The sequence below is a fragment of the Nocardia sp. NPDC051929 genome, from assembly GCF_044548645.1.
GTDB lineage: Bacteria > Actinomycetota > Actinomycetes > Mycobacteriales > Mycobacteriaceae > Nocardia > Nocardia sichangensis.
The window spans coordinates 109,166-134,463 of the sequence record NZ_JBIUCG010000005.1; the positions used below are offsets into that span (position 1 = coordinate 109,166).

At 67.9% G+C, this 25,298-nt stretch carries 26 protein-coding genes; 15 read left to right on the forward strand and 11 right to left on the reverse strand.

The genetic code is table 11. The annotated features are described in order from the left end of the window. The first annotated feature begins 72 nt into the window (after positions 1–72). Entirely contained in the window at positions 73–492 is a 420-nt protein-coding gene (locus ACIHAX_RS07990; RefSeq protein ID WP_364425722.1) for a hypothetical protein, read from the forward strand. A gap of 141 nt (positions 493–633) precedes the next feature. Here the strand turns inward: ACIHAX_RS07990 and ACIHAX_RS07995 are convergent, their stop codons facing one another. Next, positions 634–1,971, reverse strand: a complete 1,338-nt coding sequence (locus tag ACIHAX_RS07995) for a hypothetical protein (RefSeq protein WP_397276453.1) — start codon at positions 1,969–1,971, stop codon at positions 634–636. Positions 1,972–2,323: 352 nt separating this feature from the next. Here ACIHAX_RS07995 and ACIHAX_RS08000 point away from each other — a divergent pair, with 352 nt between their 5' ends. Both ACIHAX_RS08000 and ACIHAX_RS08005 read left to right on the forward strand, forming a co-directional pair. Then, entirely contained in the window at positions 2,324–2,698 is a 375-nt protein-coding gene (locus ACIHAX_RS08000; protein WP_397276455.1) for a DNA-directed RNA polymerase subunit beta, read from the forward strand. A 96-nt stretch (positions 2,699–2,794) separates the two neighbouring features. Then, positions 2,795–3,022: a hypothetical protein gene (locus tag ACIHAX_RS08005; RefSeq protein ID WP_379252466.1), complete on the forward strand. Its 228-nt coding sequence runs from the start codon at positions 2,795–2,797 to the stop codon at positions 3,020–3,022. A gap of 207 nt (positions 3,023–3,229) precedes the next feature. On the opposite strand, the gene ACIHAX_RS08010 is transcribed toward ACIHAX_RS08005, so the two are convergent. Next, positions 3,230–4,360 (reverse strand): FAD-dependent oxidoreductase, encoded by a 1,131-nt coding sequence (locus ACIHAX_RS08010; RefSeq protein WP_379252467.1) that lies wholly within the window; start codon positions 4,358–4,360, stop codon positions 3,230–3,232. A 649-nt stretch (positions 4,361–5,009) separates the two neighbouring features. Here ACIHAX_RS08010 and ACIHAX_RS08015 point away from each other — a divergent pair. The 3 genes from ACIHAX_RS08015 (at position 5,010) to ACIHAX_RS08025 (ending at position 7,077) form a co-directional block, all read left to right on the forward strand. After that, positions 5,010–5,444 carry a hypothetical protein gene (locus ACIHAX_RS08015; RefSeq protein WP_397276457.1) on the forward strand — a complete coding sequence of 145 codons (435 nt, stop codon included), beginning with the start codon at positions 5,010–5,012 and terminating at the stop codon, positions 5,442–5,444. A 9-nt stretch (positions 5,445–5,453) separates the two neighbouring features. Next, positions 5,454–6,143, forward strand: a complete 690-nt coding sequence (locus tag ACIHAX_RS08020) for a hypothetical protein (RefSeq protein ID WP_397276459.1) — start codon at positions 5,454–5,456, stop codon at positions 6,141–6,143. 319 nt (positions 6,144–6,462) lie between these two features. Next, a complete protein-coding gene (locus ACIHAX_RS08025) occupies positions 6,463–7,077 on the forward strand; it encodes a hypothetical protein (RefSeq protein WP_364435088.1) in 615 nt (204 codons plus the stop codon). A gap of 85 nt (positions 7,078–7,162) precedes the next feature. Here the strand turns inward: ACIHAX_RS08025 and ACIHAX_RS08030 are convergent, their stop codons facing one another. Then, the gene (locus ACIHAX_RS08030; protein ID WP_397276462.1) at positions 7,163–8,473 is read right to left on the reverse strand and encodes an MFS transporter; all 1,311 of its coding nucleotides are present in this window, start codon (positions 8,471–8,473) and stop codon (positions 7,163–7,165) included. A gap of 84 nt (positions 8,474–8,557) precedes the next feature. Between ACIHAX_RS08030 and ACIHAX_RS08035 the strand changes: the two genes are divergently transcribed. Then, positions 8,558–9,010, forward strand: coding sequence for a winged helix-turn-helix transcriptional regulator (locus ACIHAX_RS08035; protein WP_397276464.1), 453 nt, complete (start codon positions 8,558–8,560; stop codon positions 9,008–9,010). A gap of 73 nt (positions 9,011–9,083) precedes the next feature. Then, positions 9,084–9,614, forward strand: coding sequence for a class IV adenylate cyclase (locus ACIHAX_RS08040; protein WP_397276465.1), 531 nt, complete (start codon positions 9,084–9,086; stop codon positions 9,612–9,614). An 830-nt stretch (positions 9,615–10,444) separates the two neighbouring features. On the opposite strand, the gene ACIHAX_RS08045 is transcribed toward ACIHAX_RS08040, so the two are convergent. Further along, positions 10,445–10,915, reverse strand: a complete 471-nt coding sequence (locus ACIHAX_RS08045) for a hypothetical protein (protein ID WP_397276467.1) — start codon at positions 10,913–10,915, stop codon at positions 10,445–10,447. Positions 10,916–11,553: 638 nt separating this feature from the next. On the opposite strand from ACIHAX_RS08045, the gene ACIHAX_RS08050 reads away from it, so the two are divergent. Further along, positions 11,554–11,787: a hypothetical protein gene (locus ACIHAX_RS08050; RefSeq protein WP_397276470.1), complete on the forward strand. Its 234-nt coding sequence runs from the start codon at positions 11,554–11,556 to the stop codon at positions 11,785–11,787. A gap of 292 nt (positions 11,788–12,079) precedes the next feature. On the opposite strand, the gene ACIHAX_RS08055 is transcribed toward ACIHAX_RS08050, so the two are convergent. From ACIHAX_RS08055 to ACIHAX_RS08065, 3 genes are all read right to left on the reverse strand, one after another. Further along, positions 12,080–13,912, reverse strand: coding sequence for an AMP-dependent synthetase/ligase (locus ACIHAX_RS08055; protein ID WP_397276472.1), 1,833 nt, complete (start codon positions 13,910–13,912; stop codon positions 12,080–12,082). 189 nt (positions 13,913–14,101) lie between these two features. Continuing rightward, complete coding sequence (ribA, locus tag ACIHAX_RS08060) at positions 14,102–14,842, reverse strand: GTP cyclohydrolase II RibA (protein ID WP_356966117.1); 741 nt, start codon at positions 14,840–14,842, stop codon at positions 14,102–14,104. Further along, a complete protein-coding gene (locus ACIHAX_RS08065) occupies positions 14,839–16,320 on the reverse strand; it encodes a PfkB family carbohydrate kinase (protein WP_397276474.1) in 1,482 nt (493 codons plus the stop codon). The genes ribA and ACIHAX_RS08065 overlap by 4 nt, the downstream gene beginning before the upstream one ends. 760 nt (positions 16,321–17,080) lie before the next feature. Here ACIHAX_RS08065 and ACIHAX_RS08070 point away from each other — a divergent pair. Further along, entirely contained in the window at positions 17,081–17,479 is a 399-nt protein-coding gene (locus ACIHAX_RS08070) for a hypothetical protein (protein WP_397276476.1), read from the forward strand. Between the two features lies 1 nt (position 17,480). Here the strand turns inward: ACIHAX_RS08070 and ACIHAX_RS08075 are convergent, their stop codons facing one another. Genes ACIHAX_RS08075 through ACIHAX_RS08085 form a run of 3 tightly spaced genes read right to left on the reverse strand, consistent with a single transcriptional unit; the run spans position 17,481 to position 19,874 of the window. Continuing rightward, positions 17,481–18,557, reverse strand: coding sequence for a quinone-dependent dihydroorotate dehydrogenase (locus tag ACIHAX_RS08075; protein ID WP_355077996.1), 1,077 nt, complete (start codon positions 18,555–18,557; stop codon positions 17,481–17,483). Between the two features lie 4 nt (positions 18,558–18,561). Continuing rightward, positions 18,562–18,861 (reverse strand): DUF5703 family protein, encoded by a 300-nt coding sequence (locus ACIHAX_RS08080; protein ID WP_355077997.1) that lies wholly within the window; start codon positions 18,859–18,861, stop codon positions 18,562–18,564. After that, positions 18,861–19,874, reverse strand: coding sequence for a YncE family protein (locus ACIHAX_RS08085; protein WP_397276479.1), 1,014 nt, complete (start codon positions 19,872–19,874; stop codon positions 18,861–18,863). The genes ACIHAX_RS08080 and ACIHAX_RS08085 overlap by 1 nt, the downstream gene beginning before the upstream one ends. Before the next feature lie 153 nt (positions 19,875–20,027). On the opposite strand from ACIHAX_RS08085, the gene ACIHAX_RS08090 reads away from it, so the two are divergent. The 5 genes from ACIHAX_RS08090 to ACIHAX_RS08110 all read left to right on the forward strand — a co-directional run bounded on the left by ACIHAX_RS08090 (position 20,028) and on the right by ACIHAX_RS08110 (position 24,332). Next, on the forward strand, positions 20,028–20,384 hold the full coding sequence (locus ACIHAX_RS08090) for a hypothetical protein (RefSeq protein WP_397276481.1): 357 nt from the start codon (positions 20,028–20,030) through the stop codon (positions 20,382–20,384). Positions 20,385–20,390: 6 nt separating this feature from the next. Beyond that, positions 20,391–20,924 carry a hypothetical protein gene (locus ACIHAX_RS08095; protein WP_397276483.1) on the forward strand — a complete coding sequence of 178 codons (534 nt, stop codon included), beginning with the start codon at positions 20,391–20,393 and terminating at the stop codon, positions 20,922–20,924. 11 nt (positions 20,925–20,935) lie between these two features. Then, positions 20,936–23,029: an MMPL family transporter gene (locus ACIHAX_RS08100; protein WP_397276696.1), complete on the forward strand. Its 2,094-nt coding sequence runs from the start codon at positions 20,936–20,938 to the stop codon at positions 23,027–23,029. Between the two features lie 29 nt (positions 23,030–23,058). After that, complete coding sequence (locus ACIHAX_RS08105; RefSeq protein WP_397276485.1) at positions 23,059–23,358, forward strand: recombinase family protein; 300 nt, start codon at positions 23,059–23,061, stop codon at positions 23,356–23,358. A gap of 185 nt (positions 23,359–23,543) precedes the next feature. After that, the gene (locus ACIHAX_RS08110) at positions 23,544–24,332 is read left to right on the forward strand and encodes a hypothetical protein (RefSeq protein WP_397276487.1); all 789 of its coding nucleotides are present in this window, start codon (positions 23,544–23,546) and stop codon (positions 24,330–24,332) included. A gap of 88 nt (positions 24,333–24,420) precedes the next feature. Here the strand turns inward: ACIHAX_RS08110 and ACIHAX_RS08115 are convergent, their stop codons facing one another. Beyond that, positions 24,421–25,251 carry a heme ABC transporter ATP-binding protein gene (locus ACIHAX_RS08115; RefSeq protein ID WP_355078003.1) on the reverse strand — a complete coding sequence of 277 codons (831 nt, stop codon included), beginning with the start codon at positions 25,249–25,251 and terminating at the stop codon, positions 24,421–24,423. Between the last annotated feature and the right edge of the window lie 47 nt (positions 25,252–25,298).

Consider the following 25,298-nt stretch of genomic DNA (forward strand, 5'->3'; position numbering starts at 1 on the left):
TCCAGGCGCTACGCTGCCGCTGGACAGCCGCCCAGGTGGGCGCGACGGATTGATGAGGGTTAGAACGTGATCATTCGCACGGAAACGGCCTGGGTGCTCTTCTTCGCCGGGCTCATCTTCCTGTGGGCGCTGGTGCTCGGCGTGTGGAAGTGGCAGGCGATGACCACTTCGCCGGACGGCCTGGCCCACCCCTACGTCGACATCGCCCACCGGGCAGCGTTGCTGTATTCGTTCGCGACCGGATTGATCGCGTGGTTCGTCGAGCTGTCGGGCTGGCCGACCGCGGTGAACGCCACCGCGGCGGGGGCGATCATCCTGCTGTTCGTGGTGACGATCGCGAACTACATCCGGCTCGGACTGCAGCGCGAGACCGACAACCAGATGCGCAACCCGCCGCCGTCGATGCGTTTCGTCCTCGCCGCCTTGATCATGGGGGAGATCGGCGGATTCGCCGTGCTACTGGTCGGCTTCGCTGTCGAGCAATTGGGCTAGCCGGGCTGATCCGAGGGCGAGCCGAGCAGCGGCGTCTCCTACGATCCGTTTGTGGCGGTGGTCTTGGTGACGGGCATGTCCGGCACAGGGAAGTCGACGGCGCTGGTTGCGTATGCTGCCTTCCAGCCAGCTGCTGCGCGGTCAGGCCGCGAGCAGAGATCGTGTGCGTTCGGCGAAGTCCGCGACCAAAGGATGTGGACCGAAAGCGACCATGCGCCGTTGGATGTCGTGCACGGCTTCCACGGAGCGAGAGGACTTGACCTTTCGGGCGAGATCCAGTGTCCGCACGCCGGTGGCGTGAGCGGCCTCGAGGTCGCGTCGTTGCAGGTGGGTGACCGCGAGCGCGGCGTGCGAGAGCGCTCCTCGCCGTGCTCGGTTCTGCGCACGGGCGTAGGCGATCGATCGGCGGGCGTGCGATGCGGCTTGTTCCGGCTGTCCCAGATCGCGAAACGCGTTCGCCCACTCACCGCAGATGTATGCCTGATCGATGAACAGTGCCCATTCGGGTTCACGATCGGGCTCGATGCGAGCGAACGCGTTTTCCGCGGCGTTGATCGCACGCGCGGCACCTGTCTTGTCACCGATGACGGCGAGCGAGCGGGCCTCCAAGGTCCACAAATCCGCGAGGCAAGCGGGCGCGTCCACCTTCGCCAGGCCTTGGCGGCCCGCCTGCGCGAGGCGTCGGCCTTCGTGCGGATGCCCGAGCAAGGTCGCCTGGTCGGCCAGTCCGGCGAGGACGTGCGCGCCGAGCGCGGGATCACGTGACTCTTCGGCCAAGCGCAACGCCTGGATCAGATACCGCTGCGCCGTGCCGTGCTCGCCGTTGTCGAACGCCATCCATCCGAGCAGGTAGGTCTGTTCGGCCGCCGCACCGCACAGCGCCACGCGGACGTCTTCTGTGTGCGTGCGCCGCAGCAGCGGGTACACGTGCTCGTTCATGTAGGCCGCCAGCACCAGCCGCCCCGAGCCACCGCCCTGGAAGATATCCATTTCTTGGAATGTGCCGAACATGTTCTTCACGGCGGTGACGTCCTCGAGCCGTACTCGCCGACGTTCATCCGGTAGCTGATCCAAAGTGTTCAGCAGCCAGTCGCGGGACGGCCCGATCGCCGCGACGGCGGCGAACGGAGCTGCGGCAAGGAGCTTCCTGCGATCCACGTCTGCCCTCCCGAGGTCTGCGACCGCTTCCAGTGTCCGTGTCCACGATGGGTGGTAAACGAGGGCGCGGTCAACGGCCGGCATCTCACCCAGACCGAGGTCATAGGTCGTCACGCGATATCCGAAGTGCGCCGAGAACAGATCCGCGAGGATTGCCGGAACCGGCGGGCGCGGGCGTTCTCCCTCGTCCACCCAGCGCCGCACGCTGGACGCGTCGGGCCTGATCTGGGGCTCGCCCCATTCGACCGCCAGCGTGCGCACGCGGCGCGCCAATTCGCTGCGACTCCAGCCGGAACGGGCCAGCCACTGGGAAAGGTGCATGTTCGCACTGTTCATCACGCCCGCCATTTCGTCACCGGAAGAAACCGATCCACCACCTTTCAACACCCGCTGCGACCTTACTCGCCACGCATCCGAAGTGTGTGCTGAATACGCGCCCGGTCAGGGGGAGCTCAGCGCGAATCTCACCGCGCGCCCCCTCCCGCTTCCTGGTGGTTTCCGCATATCGCGGTACCGGGCGCATCTCCACCGTCGATTGATCTGAGCAGGGGGTTTGATGATGGGCCGGGTACTTTTCGGGAACACACCGCTGTCCCGGTGCGCCTACTACCGGCAGGTGTGCGATCTGCCTGCGGAGGTCGATCCGCCTCAGGTGGGGCGCATAGTGCTACGCATGGGGGTGGCGTGGGCGGTGATCATGCCCGCCACATTGGGGCAGGACGTGAAGGTATGGATGCAGCGGCACCACCACGCTCTCGGGCCGATCATGTCGCATCCTCGGTCGAAGCGGTGGACGTATCTGACGCAGCCCGACCTTCCCGATGACATCACGCTGTTCGCGGAGATGTTCCGGCTCAATGTCTCGCTGGTGTGCGCCGGTGGAACCGTGGCGTTGCCGAGTCCAGCCGATCAAGGGACCACGTTCCGTTCCTGGGTAGTCCGACCCGCCAGCGCTTTTCGCCCCGCTGGAAGCGTCGTTGTGGCCGCTATCCGTGGATGCGTGGCCGAAAGCATTGCTCGCCGGAAGCGGGGCATCGCGTATGCATGAGGCGCCTGCGGTGTGGAACACGTTGAGGCACTGCGGGATCGGCGGATGCGAACGCTGCGATCTCCATGTTCGACACGCGCCGACGGAGCCGCAACGGTGAACGGCGATCAGCGCGGCGTGTCTCCGCTGCCGTCCGAGCCGGATGTCCATTTGTCGGTGTTCTGGCACGGCGTCCGGATGGATTTCGTCGCCTGCGTGACCGCCGCGTGCTTGTTCGTCCAGGAATGGCGCGCCCGGCACTGGCACGACGCGGTCGAGGTGTCGATGGACGACACCGACGGGCATCCGCGCCTGCCGTGCGAGCGGTTGTATCTGGAGCCGTGAAAGTCGGCCCGAACGCGCTGCGGCCCCGGGCAGGGTTCCGGTCGTAGTCGCGCAACCATCGAAATTCGGGTAGCTGCCGGTCGATGTGGGTGTTCGGCGCGAGCGCGCGTTGACAAGCCTGGTTTCTCAACCGATCCGGAGGGAAGCTGGGTAGCCGATCAACGCGCGCCCGCGTCAGGTACGAATGCCCGACGGAGTGGCTCGAGGTCAGGGGGTGTGCTCGCGTGCGGTGAACGCGGCGACCAGGCCCTGGGCCGTTCCGTCGTTCCGGTCCCCGAAGAGCTCGGCGGTTTGGGTGGCGACCTCGGTGCTGCGGGCGAACATGTTCTGCTCGTATTCGCTCAGGGCGGTCTCGATGTCGTCGGGGTGCGCGGCGAGGGCGTTGCCGAGTTCGGCGCCGTCGAGCAGGGCGAGGTTGGCGCCCTCGCCGTTCGTGGGCATGAGGTGGGCGGCGTCGCCGAGCAGGGTCACCCCTGGTATCCGATCCCACCGGTGCCCGATCGGCAGGGTGTAATGCGGGCGCCAGACCGGCGGGAGGTCGGCGTCGGTGATCAGTGCGGTGAGTTCCGGTGCCCAGCCGTCGAACTCCTGCGCGATCCGTGCGGTGGCCGCGGCGGCATCGGTGAAATCGATGGCGGCGAACCAGTCGTACGGCCTGGCGAGCACCACGTAGGCGTGCAAGGTGTCGCCCCGTTCCCGGTGCGCGTGGATCTCTCGGCCCGGCGAGGGCGCCATCATCGACCCGCCGCCGACCGCTTCCGCGGCGGCGGGATGTCGGGTGTCGGCGTCGAACAGGTAGGTCTCGACGAACGACTCGCCGGTGTAGTCGGGTACGGCGGTGGACAGCAGCGGCCGGACCCGTGACCACGCGCCGTCGGCGCCGACCAGCAGGCTCGTGACGACCGTGCTGCCATCGGCGAAGGTCACCTCGTGGCGGCCCGCGCCGAGAGCGCGAGCGCCGCTGAATTTGTGACCCCATCGGACGGTGCCTGCCGGCAGCGAGTCGAGCAGCAGTTGTCGCAGTTCGCCACGCTGCACCTCGGGGCGTCCACCGGTGCCGTCGTCGGGTTTGTCCAGCAGGACGGTCCCGTTCGGGTCGAGGACCCGCATCGCCTGGCGGCCCTCCAGGATGAGGCCGCGGAATTCGTCCATCAGTCCGGCCGCCGCGATGGCGAGTTGGCCGTTGTAGTCGTGGATGTCGAGCATGCCGCCCTGCGTGCGTGCCGTCGGGGTCGGTTCGGCCTCGTACACCGTGGCCGGGATGCCGTGGACGTGCAGGACGCGGGCCAGAGCGAGTCCGCCGAGTCCGGCGCCGATGATCGTTACTGACTTGGTCATGGTGACGAGAGTGCTGGGCAGGGATTGCACCGTCCTTGCGCCCGGCTTGCACCCGCATGCGTCCATCCCCCGTATGCCGCATACGGCCACGCGCAGCGTGAAACTCGTCAGGCATCCAGCCATGAAACGCCTTGCCTACGTTCAGATCTGCACTGGGAATGGATCGACCGGACTGACAGCCCCGGTTGCTCGACAGCTTTCACGAAGGGCCGGGCGCCGGGGCCTACCGGGCCCGTACACGTTTGCGGTGCAGAGCACCTCATTGATCTGTGTCCCCGACTTGTCCGCGGAACCGACGTTGGCCAGAATCGTCGGCGGGTAGGGGGTTGAGGTCCAAGTCCGCGGAATCCGGCGCTGAGGAACCACCGATAGCTATTCGAATTGTGCGGCAACGAGTTTCAGCGGTGTCGTCTTGCGGCATCGACCTTCCTGCACGGGTCGACATCTCGACACCGGCGTCGACCCCTGCTGGTTCGTTACACGGCGGGCAGCAACCGCGTGCGGGGTGCATGATGCCGGCGAGGGGCGGGCATGTTCCTTCCCGTGCCTGGTGGGGGGGTTCGATGAAGGAGCCGAGGACAATGAGGTCGCGTGAGGATCGGAACGAACCCGTTCGGGCGGAGCGGGGTAGCGGTGTGTTCGAGCGGCCATGGATGAGCACCGGCGTGACAGGCTTTCGATCGAATCTGCCCGCCGGCTCCAGCGCCAGCTGCCGACCGAGATCACACCGGGGCTGACCGACAGCGAATTCGACACCATCGAATCCTGCTACAACTTTCGATTCGCCGACGACCACCGAGCCTTCCTGGCGGCCGGACTTCCCGTGGACGAGCCTGAGTCCGGATGGCGAGGCTGGCCGGACTGGCGACGCGACGACACGGAAGTCTTGCGTGCGTGGCTCGCTCAACCCGCCGAGGGTGTGCTTTTCGACGTTGAACACAACGGTTTCTGGCACCCGGCATGGGGTGACCAGCCCGCTGATCCGATCCGATGTCTGGGGATCGCGCGCCGCGGGCTCGAGGCCGCGCCGCGGCTGGTTCCTGTTTTCGGTCATCGGTTCCTGCCCGGCATCGCGGGGCAATAGGGTCACCCGGTGCTGTCGATTGTCCGGACCGACGCGATTTACTACGGCCTGGACCTTTCCGACTATCTTCGGCATGAATTTCTGAGACAGGCCAGCGACCTCGACTTGGCTCACGCAACAGTTCCCTTTTGGAACTACCTGCTCGGCGACAGCGGCGGACCACCGACCTTGCGGGTCGTCGCACCGTCTGATCCCTACGCTGTCAGTCCCGACCAAGCCGTAGAACAACTGCGCATGCTGGCGCTGGAACGTCTCATCGGACGCCCGGTGGAACCGCAAAAGCTCATCGAAGCTGCCCTCGTCGCACTGGTTGTCGATATCGACAGCGAGTCCCTGCCTCTGCTCGGCGGACTCACTCGAGCAGAGCAAGACCGAGCCGAGGAACTGTTCGACCAGGTGCTGGACGAACTCGACATCGTGGCAACGATTCCCACCGGTGAGCGCGATGTCCGGCACCTGCTGGTTCGATGGTGGCTTCGTCAGATCATACAGGGCCATCTGCCGCCCGTGATCGGTGCCGAACTGATCGCGACCCAGGCTTGGATGCAGCTCGACCGGCCGCAATCGCTGCGCCCGCTGCTGGAGCTCACCGACCGCTACAGCGACTGGGAAGCCAACCAAACCGCCACGCCTTCCCAGCTTGCTACAGACATCGTTACTGCGGCGCAGGGGCTACTGAACGGCTCGTGGGCGTACTGATCAACTCTCGGGCAGGCGAAAACAGTTCGACTTGGGGTCTGGGCTGGGACATCCAGCGACTTCGCGGCCGATGGTGATGCTCCGGATAAGCGCGCCGCTAGGGCTGTGATCAGTCACTTTTGTCGTACATTTGCCGATCCGGACCCACCTGCCGGGGCCGAGTCCGGGGTTCTGGCCGCCAGTGGGTCCTCGGGCTCTGGCTGCGGCCAGCCCGTCGCGGGCGTGTTCGGACATCAGGGCGAGCGGAACCCGACCCCGTGCTTCCAACTCTGGGAGGTGGATAGCCTCCAGCGAGAACGGACGGCTGATGGGAGTGGACGTGAACATCGAGGAAATGCTGGACCGGCTCGGCTCGGTGATCGGGCCGCCGCCTGTGGGCGGAGTGGTCCCGGTTCCGTGGGAGCTCGGGCCCGAGACGATCGGTTTCCAACTGCCCGCGGACTACCGGGCGTTCGCCGACCGGTACGGGATGGTGAGCATCAGGGACGAGCTGCACATCTACACACCATCAGCAGCGCCCAGCCCCCAGATCGGGGCGCCGCTGGGTTTCGAGGGATTCTTGTACTTCACGACGGAGCCCTACGGATACTGCGCCATGCTGGCCCAGGCCTACCAGGGCGGGGACTACGACGAGTGCCCGTATCCGCTGTTCCCGGCCGAGGGCGGGCTTTTGAAGTGGGGCAACAACTGGAGTTCCGACCAGTTCTTCTGGCTGATGCGGGGCCCGGACTCGGACCGGTGGCCGGTCGCCGCGAAGTTCGACTCGATGCGGGAGTGGGACCTGTTCGAGGGCGGCTTCCTGGAGTTCGTGCTGGCGGCGGTGACGGAGCAGTACCCCTACCACGGGGATGTCGTTCCCGGCGGGACGACGCAGATCGGCGATGGCCGTGCCTATCGCGCTCGGGGTGACTGGTCGAAGCAGTTGTGGCAGTGAGCCCGCGAACATCGACCACCGCGGGTCGGGGCGGCTTCGCGCCGAGCGCGCAGGCGTGAGTGGCAGGCCGGATGCCTGCCATCCGTCAAGGATGCTCCGACGATCCGGCTCGGCACTCCAGCTCAGAGCGCGGGGCGCTCGCGGAACGAGCTGTGGGCGGTGGGATCCGGAGCCGGGGGTCGGCGTTCGTCCGCGCTTTCGCGCCTTGGACACTCGGGTCGGCGGGACGCGCGATGCCGCCGAGCCGGCCCAGCCCCCACAGCATCAGTGCCGACAGGGCGTAGATCGCGCCGACCCAGCAGGAGCCCAGCCATCCCCACGAGCTGTATGCCCAGGTGGTCGTGATGGCGCCGAGGGCGGATCCCAGGGAGTAGAAGGCCATGTAGACGCCGATGACGCTGCTGGCGCGGTTCGGATGGGCGGTGGTCAGCAGGTGCTGGCTGCTCACGTGCACGGCTTGGACGGCGAAGTCGAGCAGGACGATACCGGCGATGAGCGGCCAAAGGCTCGATCGGGCTTGGGCGATGAGCAACCAGGAGCCGGTGAGCAGAGCAAGTGACCAGCCGGTGATCGTTTGCGCGCGACCGGAATCGGCCCACCGTCCCGCACGGGCGGCCCCGAGCGCTCCGGCCAGCCCGGCCGATCCGAACAGCCCGATCTCGGTGGTGCCCAGTTTCCACGGCTCGGCGCCGAGTGGCAGCGCGAGCCCGCTCCACAGGGTCCCGAAGGACGCGAACAGGAACAGGGCGATCAGGCCCCGGCTCAGCATCAGTCGATCTGTGCGCACGAGCCGTCCCATCGATGCCAGCACCTGCGTGTATCGCACCTCGCTCGTCCTGTGGTCCGGGTGCAGCCTCGCTCGGGCGGTGATGGCGAGCACCGCACAGGACGCGGCGAGCAGCGCGTAGACCGCTCGCCAGCCGACCGTATCGCCCAGCGCGCCCGCGAGGACACGGACACCGAGAATGCCGATCACCACGCCCGAGGTGACGGCCCCGATATTGCGGCCCCGCTCGCCCGGCTCGGAGACAGCAGCGACATACGCGACCGTCACCTGCACCACGACTGCGAAAAACCCCGCGATCGCCAACCCCGCCATCACGGAAACACCGTTCGGTGCTGCGGCCGCGATAGCGGTGCCCACCGCGGTGAGTGCCAGATGCGCGGTAATGAGGCGGCGGCGGTTCACCACGTCTCCGAGCGGCACCAAGACCACCAGACCGGCGAAGTAGCCGATCTGTCCGGCGGCGACCAGCCCGCCCAGCGACTGCGGCGACAGCCCCAGATCCCGTCCCGCCGCTTCGGTTACGGGCTGGATCGCGTAGATGGTCGACACCGCCACGGCGCAGATCAGCGCCAGGATCCATCGCTGCGATCGTGTGACTCCGGTCGACACCACACCTCCATCATTGGTAGCAAAATGAAACCATTGAAGCGTAGGCATAATGGTTTCGTATTGCAACCGATAGGGAGGAGTGCGATGACGACGCCGCTCGGTTCCGCACGCGAGTGGACCGACCCCACCTGCCCCGTAGCCCGAACGATCGACCTGGTGGGCGATCGGTGGAGCTTGATGATCGTGCGCGAGGCCATGGACGGCGCGGCCGCGTTCACCGAGTTCCAGCGGCGCCTGGGGATCGCGCGGAACATCCTCGCCGACCGCCTCCGTCGGCTGGTGGATCACGGCATCCTCACCAGCAGCCCGAACCCCGGCGGCAAGCGGCACATCTACGAACTCACCGAAGCCGGGCAGGACCTCTTCACCACGATTGTCGCGTTGCGCCAGTGGGGAGAACGCCACGCCTTCACCGGCAACGAGCCGCGCTCCACACTCCTGGACCTCGACGGCAGCCCGGTCGCCGAACTGCGCCCGCAAACCCCGGCAGGCAAGACCCTCACCGCGGCAACGACCCGAGTCGACAAGGTCGGCTGAGCAGGAGTTGGCGGTACCAGCGGCTCGCGGCGGGTAAGTTCGATCGACCGCCCATCCGAAACAGGAGTCAGCAGTGCCCATCGAGCACGAAGCCAAGATTCTCGACATCGACCCCGGCGCCATCGAACAGCACATCATCGACAAGGGCGGCCGGAAACTCGGCGAGCGATTCATGCGCCGCTACGTCTACGACATCACACCGGGCGATGACTCGAAGTGGATCAGGCTGCGCGACAACGGCAATGGGACCACACTCGCCGTCAAGCACATCACCAGCGACGCCATCGACGGCACCCACGAAGTCGAGGTGAGCGTCGACGACTTCGCCGCCGCCAATGCCCTGCTCGAGATGCTGGGTTTCACCGCGAAGTCCTATCAGGAGACCAAGCGGATCAGCTTCGTCCTCGACGGCGCGCAGCTCGAGATCGATACCTGGCCGCGGATCCCGCCGTATCTGGAGATCGAAGCCGCGACCAAGGACGACGTCATTCGGATCGCCGGACTGCTCGGCTACACCGAAGCCGATCTGACCGGCGAGAACACGATCAAGATCTACGCGCGGCACGGCATCGATCTCAACACTGTCGGCGAACTACGGTTCTGAGTGTTGGGGGTTCTGGTAGTAATCGCGCGAAAAACAACGAAGTTGTCTTCACCAGCGGTGATCGACTGATTCGGACTGCGGCGCAGCATGTTTGGTGCTCGGCTCGGGTGCCGATGAGGTTGGTCGGCGTGGTGGAGGTCGGGTTTCGTGGCGACGCAGGTGTTCGCGGCCGCCCGCAGCCCGAACCGATCACAACGCCATCGCCGCTGGTCCAGCCATATGAGGTGTTTTCCGCGCGATTACTACAAGTGTTGCCTATTGCGGTGGGTGCAAGCCAACTGCGTGAGGTCCAGACGTCGCCACGAGGGCAGAAATCACGGTGCCTGCCAGGGAGATCCATAGGGATCCGCTGCGGCGGGAACTTTCGAGGAGGGCCTGGGTTCTGCTGCGCACACCTCGACCCGTCGGCGAGCGACCTCATGCCTGTTACCGCCACCGGCCCGACCACAAGCTCCGATGCCAGGCTGGGGCTCGCCCGGTGAGCGGCGGCAGCGGCCACTTCAGGTAGGCGAGACGCGCGCTTATGGGCCGACGGTGAACGACTCACCGCAGTCACCTTCCAACCCTGACCTTGCTCGGGAAGCTACTCGGCAGCGCACGAGCAGGGAAACCGCTCATACTGGGCCGGCCGCCGTGGTGTCCGGACCGAGTGGCGGCACCGGCACAGCGAGCGCGAGGCTGGAAGCGCGCCCGGTCATGACGGTTCAGTGGCTGCGGCGGGCAGACTGAGGCTCCGCTCTGACCGGCTAACGCACTGTCATGCCGCATATCGCGCGCCAGGACAGCTTGGCCGGTGCCTCGGAGGCAGGCGCGCTCGTACCAATGTCACATCAGTTCAACCGACTCCAGGCCAGCCACTGCTCGCGGTAGGCGTGCTGTTGCTCGACAGTCGAAACCTTCGACGCGGGCGCGGGCGAAAATATGTACCGGTAGCCGCGACCTCGCGACACACCTGCGATCGCAGTACGAAAAACGTTACGAAGGCCACACCGGTAGCGGGCCCACAACTCGAACCCACCACCCATCCCACTGCTCATCGGGGTCGGCCAATACTCCGGCCGTGCGCCGACAACGAGAAATCGAAAACCACTGCCCTCCGGAAGTTTTCGCACCGCCGCAAACCCATCGAACACATCGTCGCTCTCAGCGACCCATTCCCCGCCGGCCCCATCGGTCAACATGACTCGCCACCGACCTGTGTCAAGGGCTCGCGCTGTCACCGACCAGCGCTGGATGTGTCCGTCGGGCGAACGCACCGCCACCAGATCGCGGCATTCGCCGCGCAACTCATCGGACGTCACAAGTCCCCCTGTCCACCGCCATTTCAACGCTCGGCGACGCACCATTATGCCGTCAAATTGTGTCGTAGGACCGGGTAGTGACAAGCGCACCCGTTGCGCGAAGCGCAATCGCTAGAACTTCCAATTCGCCCCGGTTCCGTTGAGCCCCCGGGTGACAGAGCTCCTCGGCCATCGCAGGGGCTTCGGCGAGGGAGAGCGCTCCGAACTTTCGAAGAGACTGCATCACCGCCACGGGCGTGGCGCTACCCGCGGCAAGCTGCAGATCGGTCGGGCCGTCGGCGGCCAGGATCGTGACCGTGACCTCTATCAGCGACCCGGATTCCGATGCATTCGGTCGTGTAGGTCGCGGATTCGAGCACGGTGTTCACCTGTCGAATCCTGGATTCGACGCTCCACCGGGCGTGCCGAGAACGCACGCTCATGCCGCATGCCGCGCTGCCTGAAGCGGCCAGCCAGTCGGCGGAACGCACGATCATGCTCCGCATACTGCCTACATGTTCGGTGGGCTGGGCCTGCGCATCTCCTTCCCCGGATGACAGTCTGCTATCCGGAGAAGTGTCAGTGCCGTACTGCGGCGATCGGACTGCGACGCAACATGCCCGGTCCCCTTATCCGGGGCAAGCCAGGGGAGTGGGCCGATGGCCGCGACCGTGACCCGGCTGCGCACCCCGCCGGCCCGGGCCCGGCAAGTACCTCGCCGAGCGCGACCTCTGCCTGACACCGGCCCGGCGCAGCTGTCCTACGACCAGGCCCGGCACCTGCTCGACCCTGCCACCGCGATCGAGGGACCCGCAACCGGCTGGGATCTGCACGAACTCCGGCACTCCGGCCTGACGCACCTCGGGGAGTCCGGGCCAGCCTGCTGGAACTGATGGCCAAGTCCCGGCACCGCAAAGCCGAGAACCTGCGCCGCTACTTCAAACCGTCGCCGCAGGCGATGCGCGATCTCACCGCGTTGCTCGGTCCGGGAGCCAACCGCCGCCGCTGAACTGCGCCTTCGCCGTATCCGTTGCTTTTCGCGCGGTTACTACCGGAACCACTGTTGATCTCGTCGCGCGTGGCGACAGTCGCATGACGGCCACGATCTTCGTCTCTGGGGCCCGGGACCACAAAGCGCTGTGGACCCGGGCGTGATGCTCTGGGCCACAGCGCTTTTCGCCGGACTTACTTGACGCTGACCACCTGGCCGGAGGGTTCCTTGGCGTACAGCGCCTCGATCTCCGCGCTGTACTTGGCCGCGATGGGCGCGCGTTTGAGCGACATCTTCGGCGTCAGTTCGTCGCCGCCGGGTTCCCAGACCGCGCCCAGGACGGTGAAGCGTTTGATCTGTTCCACGCGGGACAGTTTGGCGTTGCCCGCCTGGACCGCGGCGAGTACTTCCTCGACGATCTGCGGCCGGGCGGCCAGGGCGGCGATGTCCTCGCCGGTGGCGTCGAGTTCCTTGGCGCGCAGGGCGGCGACGTCGGGGTCGAGCACGATCAGGGCGGCGATGTAGGGCTTGGCGTCACCGATGGCCACGACTTGACCGATCAGCGAGGAGGCGGCCTTCACCGAGTTCTCGATGTTGCTGGGGGCGATGTTCTTGCCCCCTTCGTTGATGATCAGTTCCTTCTTGCGGTCCACGATCCGCAGGTAACCGTCGGCGTCGAAGGTGCCGATGTCGCCGGTGTGCAGCCAGCCGTCGGAGTCGATGGCCTCGGAGGTCTTGTCCGGCATGTTGCGGTAGCCGCGAGTGACGATCGCGCCGCGCACCAGCACCTCACCGTCGGCGTCCAGTCGCACCTCCACGCCGTCGGCCGCGCGCCCGACCGAACCGGGGCGAGGCTTGTCCAGTTCGGTGTAGGTGCCCACGCCGGTGGTTTCCGACATGCCCCACACCTCGCTGACGGTGAAGCCGAGGCCGAGGAAGTACTCCAGGGTCTCCGGCGGGATGGGCGCGGCGCCGGAGGAGGCGACTTTCAGGTGATCCAGGCCCAAGGCGTGGCGCAGCTTGGACAGCACCAGCGTCTCGGCGATCCGATGCTGCGCGCTCAGCAGGGGACTGCGTCCTTTGCCCGCCAGATCGGCGCGTGCGGCGGCGATTCCGGTGCTGATCGCCCAGTTGGCCAGCGCTTTCTTGACCGGGCTCGGTTCTTCGGCGAGTTTGCCCTCGACACCGGCCTTGATCTTCTGCCAGACGCGCGGGACGCCGAAGAAGGTGGTCGGGCGCGCGTCGGGCAGCGCGGCGGCGACTTCGCGCGGGTCGGGGACAGTGGTGATCTGGATGCCGGTGAGCAGGTTGAGCGCGTGGGCGGAGATCCGGTCGGCGACGTGCGCGGCGGGCAGGTAGGACACCACCCGGTCGTCCAGGCCGACCTGCAGCGGGCCGCTGACCAGGACGATGATCTGGGCGAGCACGTTGCGGTGGGTGATCTCCACGCCCTTGGACGGTCCGGTGGTGCCGGAGGTGTAGATCAGGGTGGCCAAATCGTCGGCGCCGACGGCCTGCCAGGCGGCGTCGAAATCGAAGTCGGCGGCGGGCGCGGCCTCCACCTCTTCCAGGGTGACGGTGCCCTCGGCGGGGCCGTCGACCAGGATGATGTGGTCGACCGGCACGCCGGAGGCGGTGATCCGGTCGAGGAAGACCTGTTCTGTCACCACGATTTTGTTGCCCGCGTTGGTGAACAGGTGGGTGATCTGCTCGGGGGAGCTGGTGTTGTAGACGGAGAACGGGGTGGCGCCCAGATGCAGGGCGGCGGTGTCGACGAGATTGAACTCGGGGCGGTTGGTGAGCATGATGCCGACGGTGTCGCCGTGGCCGACGCCGAGCCCGGCCAGGCCCGCGGCGATCGAACGCACCCGTGCGGCGTACTCGCGCCAGGTGTACTGCTGGGTGCCGCCCACCTTGCGCAAGGCGATCTGGTCGGGGCGCAGCCGCGCGGTCTCTTGGAATGCGGCGGGAACGGTGTACACCGTTTTGCCCGACTGATGCGCGTATCCGATTTCTGTTGTCGTCATATCCCTGTTCCCGATAGCGCTGGCGTGAACCGGGCGCCGGTCCGCGCCGACGCCCGATCCAGGACTCGAAGCCGTGACACAGCGCGATGAAGGCGCTGTCAGTCCTACGAGTCGGCGCGCCACATGTGGCGCGGCTCACTCATGGTAGCCACAGGCGGGAAGCCGGGTGGGGCAAACTTCAACAATCCTTCAGGCACCGATCAGATCCGGCGCGGCGCCGGGCCCTGGACGCGGACGGACGTTCTCACCGGGTGCGAGCACGACCGCGTCCACAGCCCCCCGCAGTTCGCCGGTGGGAGCGCTGTCGTGCTCCTCGAACGCCCACGGCGCGGAGTCGGTCGGGATCCAGTGCTTGCGCCGGGTGCGCTTGGCCTCGAGGTACTCGCGGGCGCGTTCGCTCAGCGCCCGGGTACGCAACGGCACGGGGGTGACCCGCAACCCTTCCTGCCGCAGGGCCTCGACCTTGGCGGGATTGTTGGTCAACAGTTGCACCGAACGCAGTCCGAGTTCGGCCAGTGCGCGAGCGGTGGCCACGTAGGTGCGCCCGTCGGCTGGGTAGCCGAGGGCTTCGTAGCTCGAGAAGGTATCCGCGCCCGAGCGCTCGCTTTCCCGGTAGCCCAGCGCTTTGGCGATCAGGCCCGCGCCGCGGCCCTCCTGTTCCAGGTAGACCAGCACGCCCGAGCCCGCGGCCTGGATGAGATCCAGCGCCTTGTCCAGTTCCGGCCCGCAGTCGCAGTCCTGCGACCGCAGCGCCTCTCCGTAGAGGCAGCGCGAGTGCACCCGCACCAGGCAGCCGTCGGCGACCGCGCCGAACAGCAGCAGGTGCCCCTTCTCGCCCTCCCCGGTCAACTCCACCACCCGAACTCGCAGATCATGCCCGTTGCGACGGAACCGATGCTCGGTGTCGGCAGGATCCACAACTTTGGTCAATGCTCCTCCGTAGCGAGTTTGTAAATTCGCTCGACCTCACTCACCAGTGGCATTGCCCCGGGGACATCCCCGATCGATTGCGTCGCCACCATTGCGGCGGTCGCCCAGACGTAGTCGTTGCGTTCGGCGGGGCGGCGCGTCGAAACGAGACGATATACCAGGGCGGCGGAGAAGGCAGCGTGAGCGCCCACCGAGTCCTCCAGCGCCGTCGGGAACGGCTGGAATCGGTCGCTGACCTGGTCCGACCACACCTCGCACCGGAAATCCTGGATCGCGCAGACCGCGCCGACGCCGAGCGCGCGCAGCCGTGTGGCGGTCGGCTCGCCACACCGGGTCGCGTCATCGCCGGCCATCGCCAGCGCTTGCAGGTCCTTGTCGCCGCCGACGAGGTAGTCCACCGCCCCGAGATGCTGATACAGGTACTGCGGGCGTTCCAATCGCGGCGCCGGATGCACCACCACCAGCGGCCGCCGCGGCAGTTCGCGCAGCTGCCCCATGATCTGCTCGATGACGCCGGTGGGTTGCTCGAACGTCAGCAGCACCGCGTCCGCGGTGGCGATCGCCGAACGGATCGCGTCGGTGCGCAATTCCTGCGCGCTCAACCGGATTCGCTCGTCCTTGCAGCCGATCGTGCTCGCCGCGCCGGTGCGGGCCACGATCACCGCGGTCACGGGCGTCGGCGCGAAAGGCACCACTTTGACGAGTTCGGTCTCGACGCGTTCGCTGCGCAGGTATTCCAGGATGCGATCGCCCGCGTCGTCGTCGCCGACCGCCGAGATCAACCGCACCCGCAGCCCCAGCCGGGCCGCGGCCACGGCGCGGGTGAGGCCCTTGCCGCCGGGATGCTCCCGGTAGCTGCCGCGCGCGGTCGCGCCGGAGCCGGGGATACGGTCGACCACGTACATGTGGTCGATGACCGCGTCGCCGATCACCGTGACCACACTGCGGTCGTCCACCGGAACCGTTTCGGCCGCAGCGGTTTCCGTCGCGGCACCGAAGTCGACGACGTGCGCGCCGTCGAACACCGATGCCGTGGCCAGTTGCGCGGCCAGTTCGGTGAACGCCCGGCGCTCGGGGGCGCCACGCAGTGAGCGCACCGTCAGTGTGCCGGGAATCGGTTGCGCCCCAAGGGCTTCGTGCAACACCGCCCATCGCTCGGCGAGATATTCGCGCCGCTCACCCAGGTCCGGCGCGTAGAGCTGGCCGGGATCCACTCCGGCAGGCGGGTTTTCGCGCAACAGCCCCAGTGACAGTTCCGCGTCGACGACGAGCCGGTGGGTGGGGTCCAAGCGCAGCGCCAGTTCGCGCACCAGCGGCAGCACCGCCTCTTCCCGGTCGACGCCCGCACGCCGGGCGTACTGCCGCACAGCCAGCAGATCCAGCAGGGGCAGTACGTCGATCTCGGTGCTGCGCAACCGATCCGAGCTCAGGCCGGAGCGTTTGCACAAGCGGGTGAGGATATTGCGAACGGCAACCATTCCCGAATCCTGCGGGACCATGGCGATGCCACCCTCCTCTATCGGCGCGACACCGGGCCGTCGCGCGCATGTTGGCCACGCAAATCGGGTTTAGCCAGCGGGCAAATTGTCAATTACCAAATTACAACGGCAATTGCGCGCGGGGAACGGCAAATGCCACACTGTATGTGGCGATCCCCATCGCACCACCAGGCACATCGGGAGGGCTGGTGATGAGAATGATTCTTCAGATACGGCAGCCGCGACGGCGACGGCAACACCGCTCCGGCGGATCCGATACCGAGCTGGTGCCCAAGCAGGTGAGGGACTGAACCAGCCGCCGGACGCTCCCCGCGGCAACGCACCGGTCATCACCCGCCTCGCGGCGGCACACCGGTACGCCGACCACACGCCGTAGCGCCCCCGGCCCCTCGGCCCGACGGCCGCTACCCACTCCGTTTCCCGAATCCCACAGCCGTGGCGCCTGCCACCGCGCCGATCCAGCCTCGCACGCCACCCTCGGCGCGCGACGCCCACCGACTCGCCCGATACCGCGGCGCCCCCGGCCGCCGCACAGCAGCGAGCCACCCACTGGACCACCCGGCCCGGCAGCGGACTTCTCCGGCCCGGGCACACCCACCGCGCCCGCCGGACCGGCGGAACACACGATGCGGCGCCTGCACCGCGCCGCACCAGCGGATGCACGACAGGAGGCATTCGTGATCATCGAACTCAGCACCCTGGAGCCGGCCTCACTCCACCTGTTGCACCGGAGACCGCGATGACCATACACACCACCGAATGGACGATGACCAGTGACATAACCCCGGAATCGGCCTACCGCGACACCGACGCGACCGACAGCTGGCGGCTGAGCTGGCTACCGGACCGGCGGCTGACCCGGGGCCAGGCACTGGCCGGGATGTCTTTGGACGAACTGCTCAGCGACCCGCACGTCGTGCACGACCGCATGACCCAGGCCCGCGTCGAGGCCTATGCCGACCAACTAGGCATCTTGCGCGACCACGCGGTGATCCTGCTCGCCAAGCGAATGGCCGCTCGGCTGGGCCAGCAATTGCGGCCGAAGGGAGATCCGACACCGCCGGGGCATCGACCACGATCCCGGCGAGTGCGCACCCGCACTGCCGAACCACCGTTCGTGCTCGGCCAGCTCACCTGATTCAGGCGTGGGCTTTGTGCTCCGCGCCGACGGCCTCACCGATGCTGCGATAGCCCCCGGCACGCAACCGCTGCGCCAGCCCACGATGGATCCTGCGCATCCAGAACGGGCCACCGTAGATGAAACCGGTGTAGCCCTGCAACAACGTCGCCCCGGCCAGGATGCGTTCCCACGCCTGGTCGACGGTTTCGATACCTCCGACCGAGATCAGCACCAGCCGGTCACCCACCCGCCGGTACAGCCGCCGCAGCACCTCGAGCGAACGGTCGGCGACCGGCGGACCGGACAAGCCACCCGCCCCCATGGCGGCCACCTGCGCCGCGTCGGTGCGCAGACCGTCCCGGCGGATGGTGGTGTTGGTGGCCACGATCCCCGCCAAGCCGAGTTCCACGGCCAGATCGGCGACGGCGTCGATGTCCTCGTCGGACAGATCCGGCGCGATCTTCACCAGCACCGGCACCCGCACACTGTCCAGCACCGCCCGCAGCAGCGGCCGCAGCGATTCCACCGCCTGCAGATCCCGCAGGCCCGGCGTGTTGGGGGAGCTGACGTTGACCACGACGAAATCGGCCAGCGGCCCCAGCAGCGCGGCGCTGGTGGCGTAGTCCGCGGCCGCGGCCTCGGGCGCCACGATCTTCGTCTTGCCGATGTTCGCGCCGATCGGCACCCCACCACGCCGGTCACGCAGCCGTTCGGCGGCCGCGGCGGCGCCGTGATTGTTGAACCCCATCCGATTGATCAGAGCGCGGTCGGCGGGCAGCCGGAACAGCCGCGGCGCCGGATTGCCCGGCTGCGGCTGCGCGGTCACGGTGCCGATCTCGGCGAAACCGAACCCCAGCGGCGCCCAGGCATCCACACCGTCGGCGTTCTTGTCGAAACCGGCGGCCAGTCCCAGCGGCGCGGGGAACTCGACCCCGAACGCCTCGGCGCGCAGGATCGGATCGCGGCTGACGAGGACCTTGCTCATCGCCCAGCGCAGCGGCGCGAGCCAGGCGGCCAGCCGCATGACCGCGAAGACCAGGTGGTGGATGCGTTCCGGCGCGACCAGGAACATCAGTCGGAGTAGCAGGGCGTACATCGGCTCACATTCCGGGTTCGGGCTGGGGTAGTAGTGCGGATTTTCGCCGCCGCAGCAGCACCCGCCTGCTGCCGTCGGTGTAGGCGCGCACCCGCGAGAGTTCCCAGCCGCCGAACTCCGCCTGGATCGCCAGCCGCATGGACGCGGTCACCCGCGTGACATCCGGCGGCAGCCGCAACGGCACGTACTCGTAGTCGTCGCTGGTGGTTTCCCAGCCCGCGGGCAGTGCGCGCCCGCGCCCCCGATGTGCTGCCGGTTCGGTAGATGCCGCGGAATCCTCGTCCGCATGTGGTGTCCGAGCCATCAGTGCCCTCTCTTCCGATCGTCCGCACCGATCCGTTGCAGACCGTCGCCGGTCGCGGACCCCACGAACAGATCACCGGTGCGTTGCTCGACAGCCACCGAGTTCGGTTGCCTGACGGTGGCGTAGCGGCCCACTTCCTTCGGTATACCAGTCGACAGGTCGAATCCGACGACCTCGTTGCGCTGCGTGCACGTCACCCACACGGTGTCCGACCGCTGGTCGTAGGCAAGTGCGTAAGGCGAAGATCCTACCGGGAAACGCTGCCGCAACACGAGTGGTCCCGCGGTGTAGACCAGCAGTTCGCCGCCCGCGGTGTCGGTGACCACGAACCGTCCGCGCGTGTCGCCGATCAGCTGCGTGGCCCCGTCACCGGCGCGCAGCGCCAATCCGGGGCGCTGTTCGCCCGGGTCGAGTTCGAAAACGGCGGTCTGATGCCGGTCGAGCACGGTCAGGTTCCCGTCGGCTTCGGCCAGCACGTCGGCGGAGACGAGCCCGGACACCGTGCGGGTCACCGCACCGTCGGGTGCCAGGTCCAGCACCCGGCCGTCGGCGGTGCCGACCAGCAACCCGCCGTCGGGGCGTGCGCGTACCGACCGCACATCGCCGTCGACGGCCACCGCGGACACCGCCCCGGAGGCGAGGTCCACCCGCAGCACCCGCCCCGGTGCGGCCGCCAGCATCTCACCCGGCTTGCCCGGCGTGAGACCGCCCGCGCGATCGGGCAACGTCACCGTGCGCACCACCGGCGCGGCGGCGGCGGGATCGAGCACGGTGAGGACCGAACCGTCCAGACCGGCCAGCAACCCGCCGCCGGAATCGGCTTGCAGCTCGGCCAGCGGACCGGCGGGCAGCACCCGCCCGACCGGCGGCGTCGTCACCGCAGGCGCGACCGCGGGGGTGGCCGGTTCCCTGGTCGGCAGATCAGGGCCGCCCGAGCCGGAGGAGCAGCCGGCCAGCAACACCAGCACCGCCGCACCCGCGAACACCGAGACGAGCGAGCCGCGAGGACGCATCCACCGAACTCCTTCTACCGACGAATTTTCCGCAACCTCACCATCTGACCATGATGCGGCAACCAACCGACCGACCGGGGTGGCGGCTCGAGCGGAATGTCGGCGGCGGCGGCTACGGTGGAGACCACACTGTCCGATACAGGGAGATCCGGGTTGAAAGCCGACCATACGTCGGGATTTGTCATCGACGACATCACCGTAGGCCCCCACGCGCACGGCTTCGGGACCACCGCCGAGGGCCACCCCTTCGCGTTCCGCACCATCCGCGCCACCCTGACACTGGAGATCTACCGCCGCGATCTGGGCGATGCCGTCCCCGGCCCGGAGGACGTGCTCGCCACCGCCGACGCCACGGTCACCGACATCGACCTCGACGACGAGCGCAGTGTCGCCGCCCTGGTGCGGGATATGATCCCCGACACCGCGACGATCGAGGCCGCCGCGGGACGGGACGTCACGACCGTGCGTGCCCTGCTGGGACGGATCAGCTCCGTCATCGAAGGTATGTAGGAAGTGATGACCCACACACCACTCGCCCGCGCCGCGCTCACCGCCGCCGGTCTGCTGCTGACGGCGGTCGTCGCCGCGTGCGACACCGGAACCGACGAGGCCGCCGTCGATGCCGCCAGGTCCTCGGCGAACGCGTCGCTGTCGTCCTCGATCGCCGTGTCCTCCCGTGCCGCCCACCCGCCGCTGCCCACCGCCGCCGACCTGGACGCCCAGATCAAGCGGGCACTGGACCCTGCGCTGCCCGACAGCGAACGCACCGCCCTCATCGAGGACGGGGAATCCTTCCGCCGGGCCATCCCCGACATGTACAAGGCGCTGCAGGACAACCCGCGCGCCGTCTACGGCGTCACCGACCCGGTGTTCGACAACCACGACGGCACCCTGACCGCCACCATGCGGCTGGACAAGGACGGAACCGGCGCCGCGGTCCGCACCACCGTCGTGCACTTCGTGCTCGTCGACGGCAAGTGGAAGATCTCGCGCACCGACCTGTGCGGCATCCTGCGCTCGGCCGACTACCGCACCCCGGCCTGCGGCTGACCCGCGACGCGATGCGCCGTTCCGGATCACTGCGGTGGGGGCGGTGGGTCCACCGCAACCGCTACCTCGTTCTCGCCCTGTTCGTACTGTTCGTGCTGGTCTCCGGCTGGTACGGCCGCGACCTGGCCGGGCGGCTGACCCAGGAGGGCTGGTTCGACGAGAGCAGCGAATCGGTGGCCGCGGCCGAACTGGCCGACCGCACCTTCGGCCGCGACACCGACAGCGACCTGATCCTGCTCTACACCGCACCCGACGGCGCCACCGTCGACGACCCGGCCGTCCGCGGCCCGGTCACCCAGCACCTGGCCGGATTGCTGGCCGCCTACCCCGACCGCATCCAGAAGATCGACAGCTACTGGGACAGCCCGTTCTCCGCCCAGGCCACCGACGCCACGCACACCCACGCCTTCGCCAGCGTCGGCCTGCGCGGTTCGGGCACCGCGACGGTGCAGAACTACGCCGCGATCGAAGACCATCTCGGCGCCGGACACGCAGGCGGCGGCCCGGGCGGCACGACCGTGCAACTGGCCGGATTGCAGCCGATCGTCGAAGGCATCAACACCGGCATGCAACGCGACATCAAACGCGCGGAAATGATCGCCCTGCCGTTGGTGGCGATCCTGCTGTATTTCGTGTTCGGCGGCGTGATCGGCGCGCTGCTGCCGGTGCTCATCGGCGGCATGACCATCCTGGGCACCCAGGGCGCGCTGCGGGCGCTGACCGACCACCTCGACGTCAACGTCTTCGCCAGCGCCGTGATGACCCTGGTCAGCCTGGGCTTGGCGATCGACTACGGCCTGTTCACCGTCACCCGCTTCCGCGAGGAACTCGCCGCGGGCCACACCGTCGAAGAGGCCACCGCCCGCACTGTCGCCACCGCCGGGCGCACCGTGCTGTTCTCCGCGGCGATCATCGCCCTCAGCCTCGGGGCGCTGTTCATCTTCCCCAACGGGGTGCTGCGCTCGGTGCCGCTGGGCGGTATCAGCTCGGTGCTGCTGGCGGCGCTGCTGTCGGTGACCGCGCTGCCCGCGGCGTTGAGCATCGTCGGACGCCGCATCGACTTCCTGGGGTGGAAACGCTTCTCCCGCAGCAAGACCGAGGCCCAGATCGACGCCGGTTTCTTCTCCCGCCTGGCGCTGTGGGCGATGCGCCGCCCCCTGGCGGTGGCCGTGCCGATCGTGCTGGCCCTGCTGGCGTTGAGCATCCCGATACGTCACATCGAATTCGGCGGCCTGAGCGAACGCTATCTGTCCGACGACAACCCGGCGCGAGTGGCGCAGGAACGTTTCGACGCCCTGTTTCCCAGCTTCCGCACCGAGCCACTGAAACTGGTGGTGCTCGGCGCCGACCCACAGCAGTTGAGCGACATCCGCTACGCCGCCAACCAGATCCCCGGCCTGACCGGACGCTTCGAACCCGCCGCACCCACCAAGGACGGCATCAACGTGCTCGCCGCCGGGCTGACCGACAAACGCGACGCCGACCGGGTGATCGCCGCACTGCGCGCCATTCCCGAACCGCCCGGCACACAGGTGATGGTCGCGGGCGTGCCGGCCCTGGAACGCGACAGCATCAACGGCCTGCTCGACGGCCTGCCGGTCCTGCTGGCCATCCTGGTCGCCGCGGCACTGGCGCTGATGTACGCGGCGTTCCGCTCGCTGGTGCTCGCGCTGAAAGCGGTGGCCATGAGCGCGCTCAGCCTCGTGTCCACCCTCGGCATGCTGACCTGGATGTTCGTCGAGGGGCACGGCGCGGGGATCTTCCAGTTCACGCCAGGACCGCTGATGTTCGCGGTGCTGGCGCTGATCGTGACGGTGGTGTTCGGGCTGTCCACCGACTACGAGGTATTCCTGCTGTCGCGGGTGTCGGAAGCGCGTGCCGCCGGCGCGGACGCACCCGAGGCCATCCGCTACGGCATCGCCCACACCGGCGGCGTGATCACCTCCGCCGCCGCGATCCTCATCGTGGTCACCGGTGCGTTCGGGTTCTCGGATCTGGTGCTGATGAAATACATCGCCTACGGCATGATCGCCGCCCTGATCCTGGACGCCACCGTCATCCGCATGCTGCTGACACCCGCGGTGCTGAAACTGATCTGGCGGTAGGACACCGGCAATCGTTTACGCTCTCGGGCATGTCCGGCACGTTGATCGGCTACGCCCGCTGTTGCACGGGCACAAAGGATCTCACCGCTCAGCGCGACCGGTTGTGTGAGCTCGGCAGCAGCGGGCAACGCAGCTGTCCCGTCCACGGATCGACAGGCACCAACCGTCAGCGTCCCGGACCCGACCAGACGCGCGCGGCGGCCCGCGCCGGGGACGCTTTCGTGGTCCCGGTACTCGACCGGCTCGCCCGCTCGGTCCCGCCCGCGCGAGCGGTCGATGACGACCCCGCCGCCCGCGGCCTCCGGGACGCGACGACCAGATCTCCCTGACGGCAGCTTTGGGCTCGACCCGGCTGTATCCCCGGCACGGCTGACGGTCGCGAACACAGGACCACACGGACGTCGGCGACGGTGCCGGGAGAAGACGAGGAAGCTGCGGTGATCGAGCCGAGGGCGTTGACTTGCTGACCAGATCCGAGGTGATCGCACGGGCATACGCCCGATTCGCCCAGCACTTGAGCAACGAGATCAGGAGATTGGCCAGAGCTGATGCCGAACACGGCGTCAGGCCCGTCGCTGGTGAAGCCGCGGCGGCAGCCCGAGTATTTTCCGACGCCGACAGAGGTTTTCGCCATGCTTTCGATACCGGCGACCCGTCGTTCCCGCGTCCGCTGCTGGAACCCGGTTCCGCGCCGCCGGATCGTTTCTACAACGGAGCACGCCTGTGGCAGGTCGACCAAGTTTTTCCCCGAGCTTTCCGTGGACCAGAAACCACAGCCGAGGAAGGCTATATCCGCACAGCGTCGCACAGCACCGCCGGAGACGTTGTCTACCTGACCGACGGCCCCGATATCGCCGGCGTGTACGGAACGATCACGAGCTGGACCGATGTCCGCGACGGCACGATGCGGTTCCATCCCGCGGGCATGGTACTGGGTATCGACGCCACCCGCATCCGGGTGAATCCGATGGCCGCAGAAGGGCATTCGGCGGCCGATTACGTCGAAGGCGTCAGCGACCGCGTATTCACCACACCGGGTCGAGTCGACACATCCAAGATCGTCAGCGTGGAATTCCAAACCTACGACGACATCATCACCAACCCCGAGGTAAACCTGGTCGCCGACGGGTTCCCCGGCTTCGACGGCCTTGGGCAGGATTCGTTGCGCGACCCCGCAGTAGTCGCCGATCGACTCACCGGCATCGCCGAGGCCGTGCGCAGAAACTACCCGACGATCGACGTCACCATCAGTGCCAACCACCTCTCCAGCGACGAAGCCATCAGAACCTTCCTGGCGACATGAGCACTGCAACAGCGGTGGTCACGGTTCGTCATGTACCCGAGGACACGATCCCTGACCGCACCCCCGGCAGGCGGTGCCGCTGCCGCGGTCAGCGGCGCACCGGCAGCACCAGTTGTGCCCCGGTGACCGGGTGGTCGAGCACTTCGACCGGGTGCTGGTAGACCCGCGTGAGCAGTTCGGTGGTGAGCACCTCACGGGGTGGACCGTCGGCGGCGATGCGACCTGAGTCCAGGACCGCGACGCGGTCGGCGTAGGCGGCCGCGACACCCAGATCGTGCAAGACGACCACCACCGCGGCGCCGTCGTCGGCGCGCTCGGCGGCCAGACGCAGCACGGCCTCTTGATGGCCGAGGTCCAGCGCGGCGGTCGGCTCGTCCAGCAGCAGGGTGGCGGTGTCCTGCGCCAGCACACGCGCCAACGCCACCCGGGCGCGTTCACCACCGGACAGAGTCGGGAACGATCGCGTGGCCAGATGAGCGACATCGGTGGCGGCCATCGCGGCGGCGATCTGTTTCTCGTCGTGTTCGCGGCGTTCGGTGCGCACCCACGGCGCGCGGCCCATCGCCACCACTTCCCGCGCGGTGAAGGGAAACCCGACGGTGTGGGTCTGCGGCAACACCGCCCGCCGCCGGGCCATGTCCAACGTCGTCCAGTGCGCCAACGGCTGCCCGTCGAGCTCCACCGTCCCCGCACTCGGCGCCAACTCACCGGCCAACGCGGCCAGCAACGTCGACTTACCGGCCCCGTTGGGCCCGACGAGAGCGACGACCTGCCCCGCCACCGCCTCGAAATCCACACCGTCGAGCACCCGCCGCGCCTGCCCGCCCCCGCGCCGCTCCACACTCACCCCCGACGCCCGCACCGTCACATCGCCCCGACGCGGCCACCCCGGCACCTCGTGCACAACCCGCACCTTCACCCCACATCTCCCGTCGAGTGGCACACCATCGAGAGGTCTTCTCGGCG

Bases quoted from the DNA above. Each gene is read 5' to 3' on its own strand.
- ACIHAX_RS08080 (WP_355077997.1), bottom strand. From the start codon at position 18,861: ATGGCTCGGACACCACATGCGGACGAGGATTCCGCGGCATCTACCGAA.
- ACIHAX_RS08100 (WP_397276696.1), top strand. From the start codon at position 20,936: ATGCGCCGTTCCGGATCACTGCGGTGGGGGCGGTGGGTCCACCGCAAC.
- ACIHAX_RS07995 (WP_397276453.1), bottom strand. From the start codon at position 1,971: ATGCACCTTTCCCAGTGGCTGGCCCGTTCCGGCTGGAGTCGCAGCGAA.
- ACIHAX_RS08105 (WP_397276485.1), top strand. From the start codon at position 23,059: ATGTCCGGCACGTTGATCGGCTACGCCCGCTGTTGCACGGGCACAAAG.
- ACIHAX_RS08065 (WP_397276474.1), bottom strand. From the start codon at position 16,320: ATGGTTGCCGTTCGCAATATCCTCACCCGCTTGTGCAAACGCTCCGGC.
- ACIHAX_RS08010 (WP_379252467.1), bottom strand. From the start codon at position 4,360: ATGACCAAGTCAGTAACGATCATCGGCGCCGGACTCGGCGGACTCGCT.
- ACIHAX_RS08035 (WP_397276464.1), top strand. From the start codon at position 8,558: ATGACGACGCCGCTCGGTTCCGCACGCGAGTGGACCGACCCCACCTGC.
- ACIHAX_RS08075 (WP_355077996.1), bottom strand. From the start codon at position 18,557: ATGTACGCCCTGCTACTCCGACTGATGTTCCTGGTCGCGCCGGAACGC.
- ACIHAX_RS08070 (WP_397276476.1), top strand. From the start codon at position 17,081: ATGACCATACACACCACCGAATGGACGATGACCAGTGACATAACCCCG.
- ACIHAX_RS08095 (WP_397276483.1), top strand. From the start codon at position 20,391: ATGACCCACACACCACTCGCCCGCGCCGCGCTCACCGCCGCCGGTCTG.
- ACIHAX_RS08085 (WP_397276479.1), bottom strand. From the start codon at position 19,874: ATGCGTCCTCGCGGCTCGCTCGTCTCGGTGTTCGCGGGTGCGGCGGTG.
- ACIHAX_RS08015 (WP_397276457.1), top strand. From the start codon at position 5,010: ATGGATGAGCACCGGCGTGACAGGCTTTCGATCGAATCTGCCCGCCGG.
- ACIHAX_RS08000 (WP_397276455.1), top strand. From the start codon at position 2,324: ATGGGGGTGGCGTGGGCGGTGATCATGCCCGCCACATTGGGGCAGGAC.
- ACIHAX_RS08055 (WP_397276472.1), bottom strand. From the start codon at position 13,912: ATGACGACAACAGAAATCGGATACGCGCATCAGTCGGGCAAAACGGTG.
- ACIHAX_RS08050 (WP_397276470.1), top strand. From the start codon at position 11,554: ATGGCCGCGACCGTGACCCGGCTGCGCACCCCGCCGGCCCGGGCCCGG.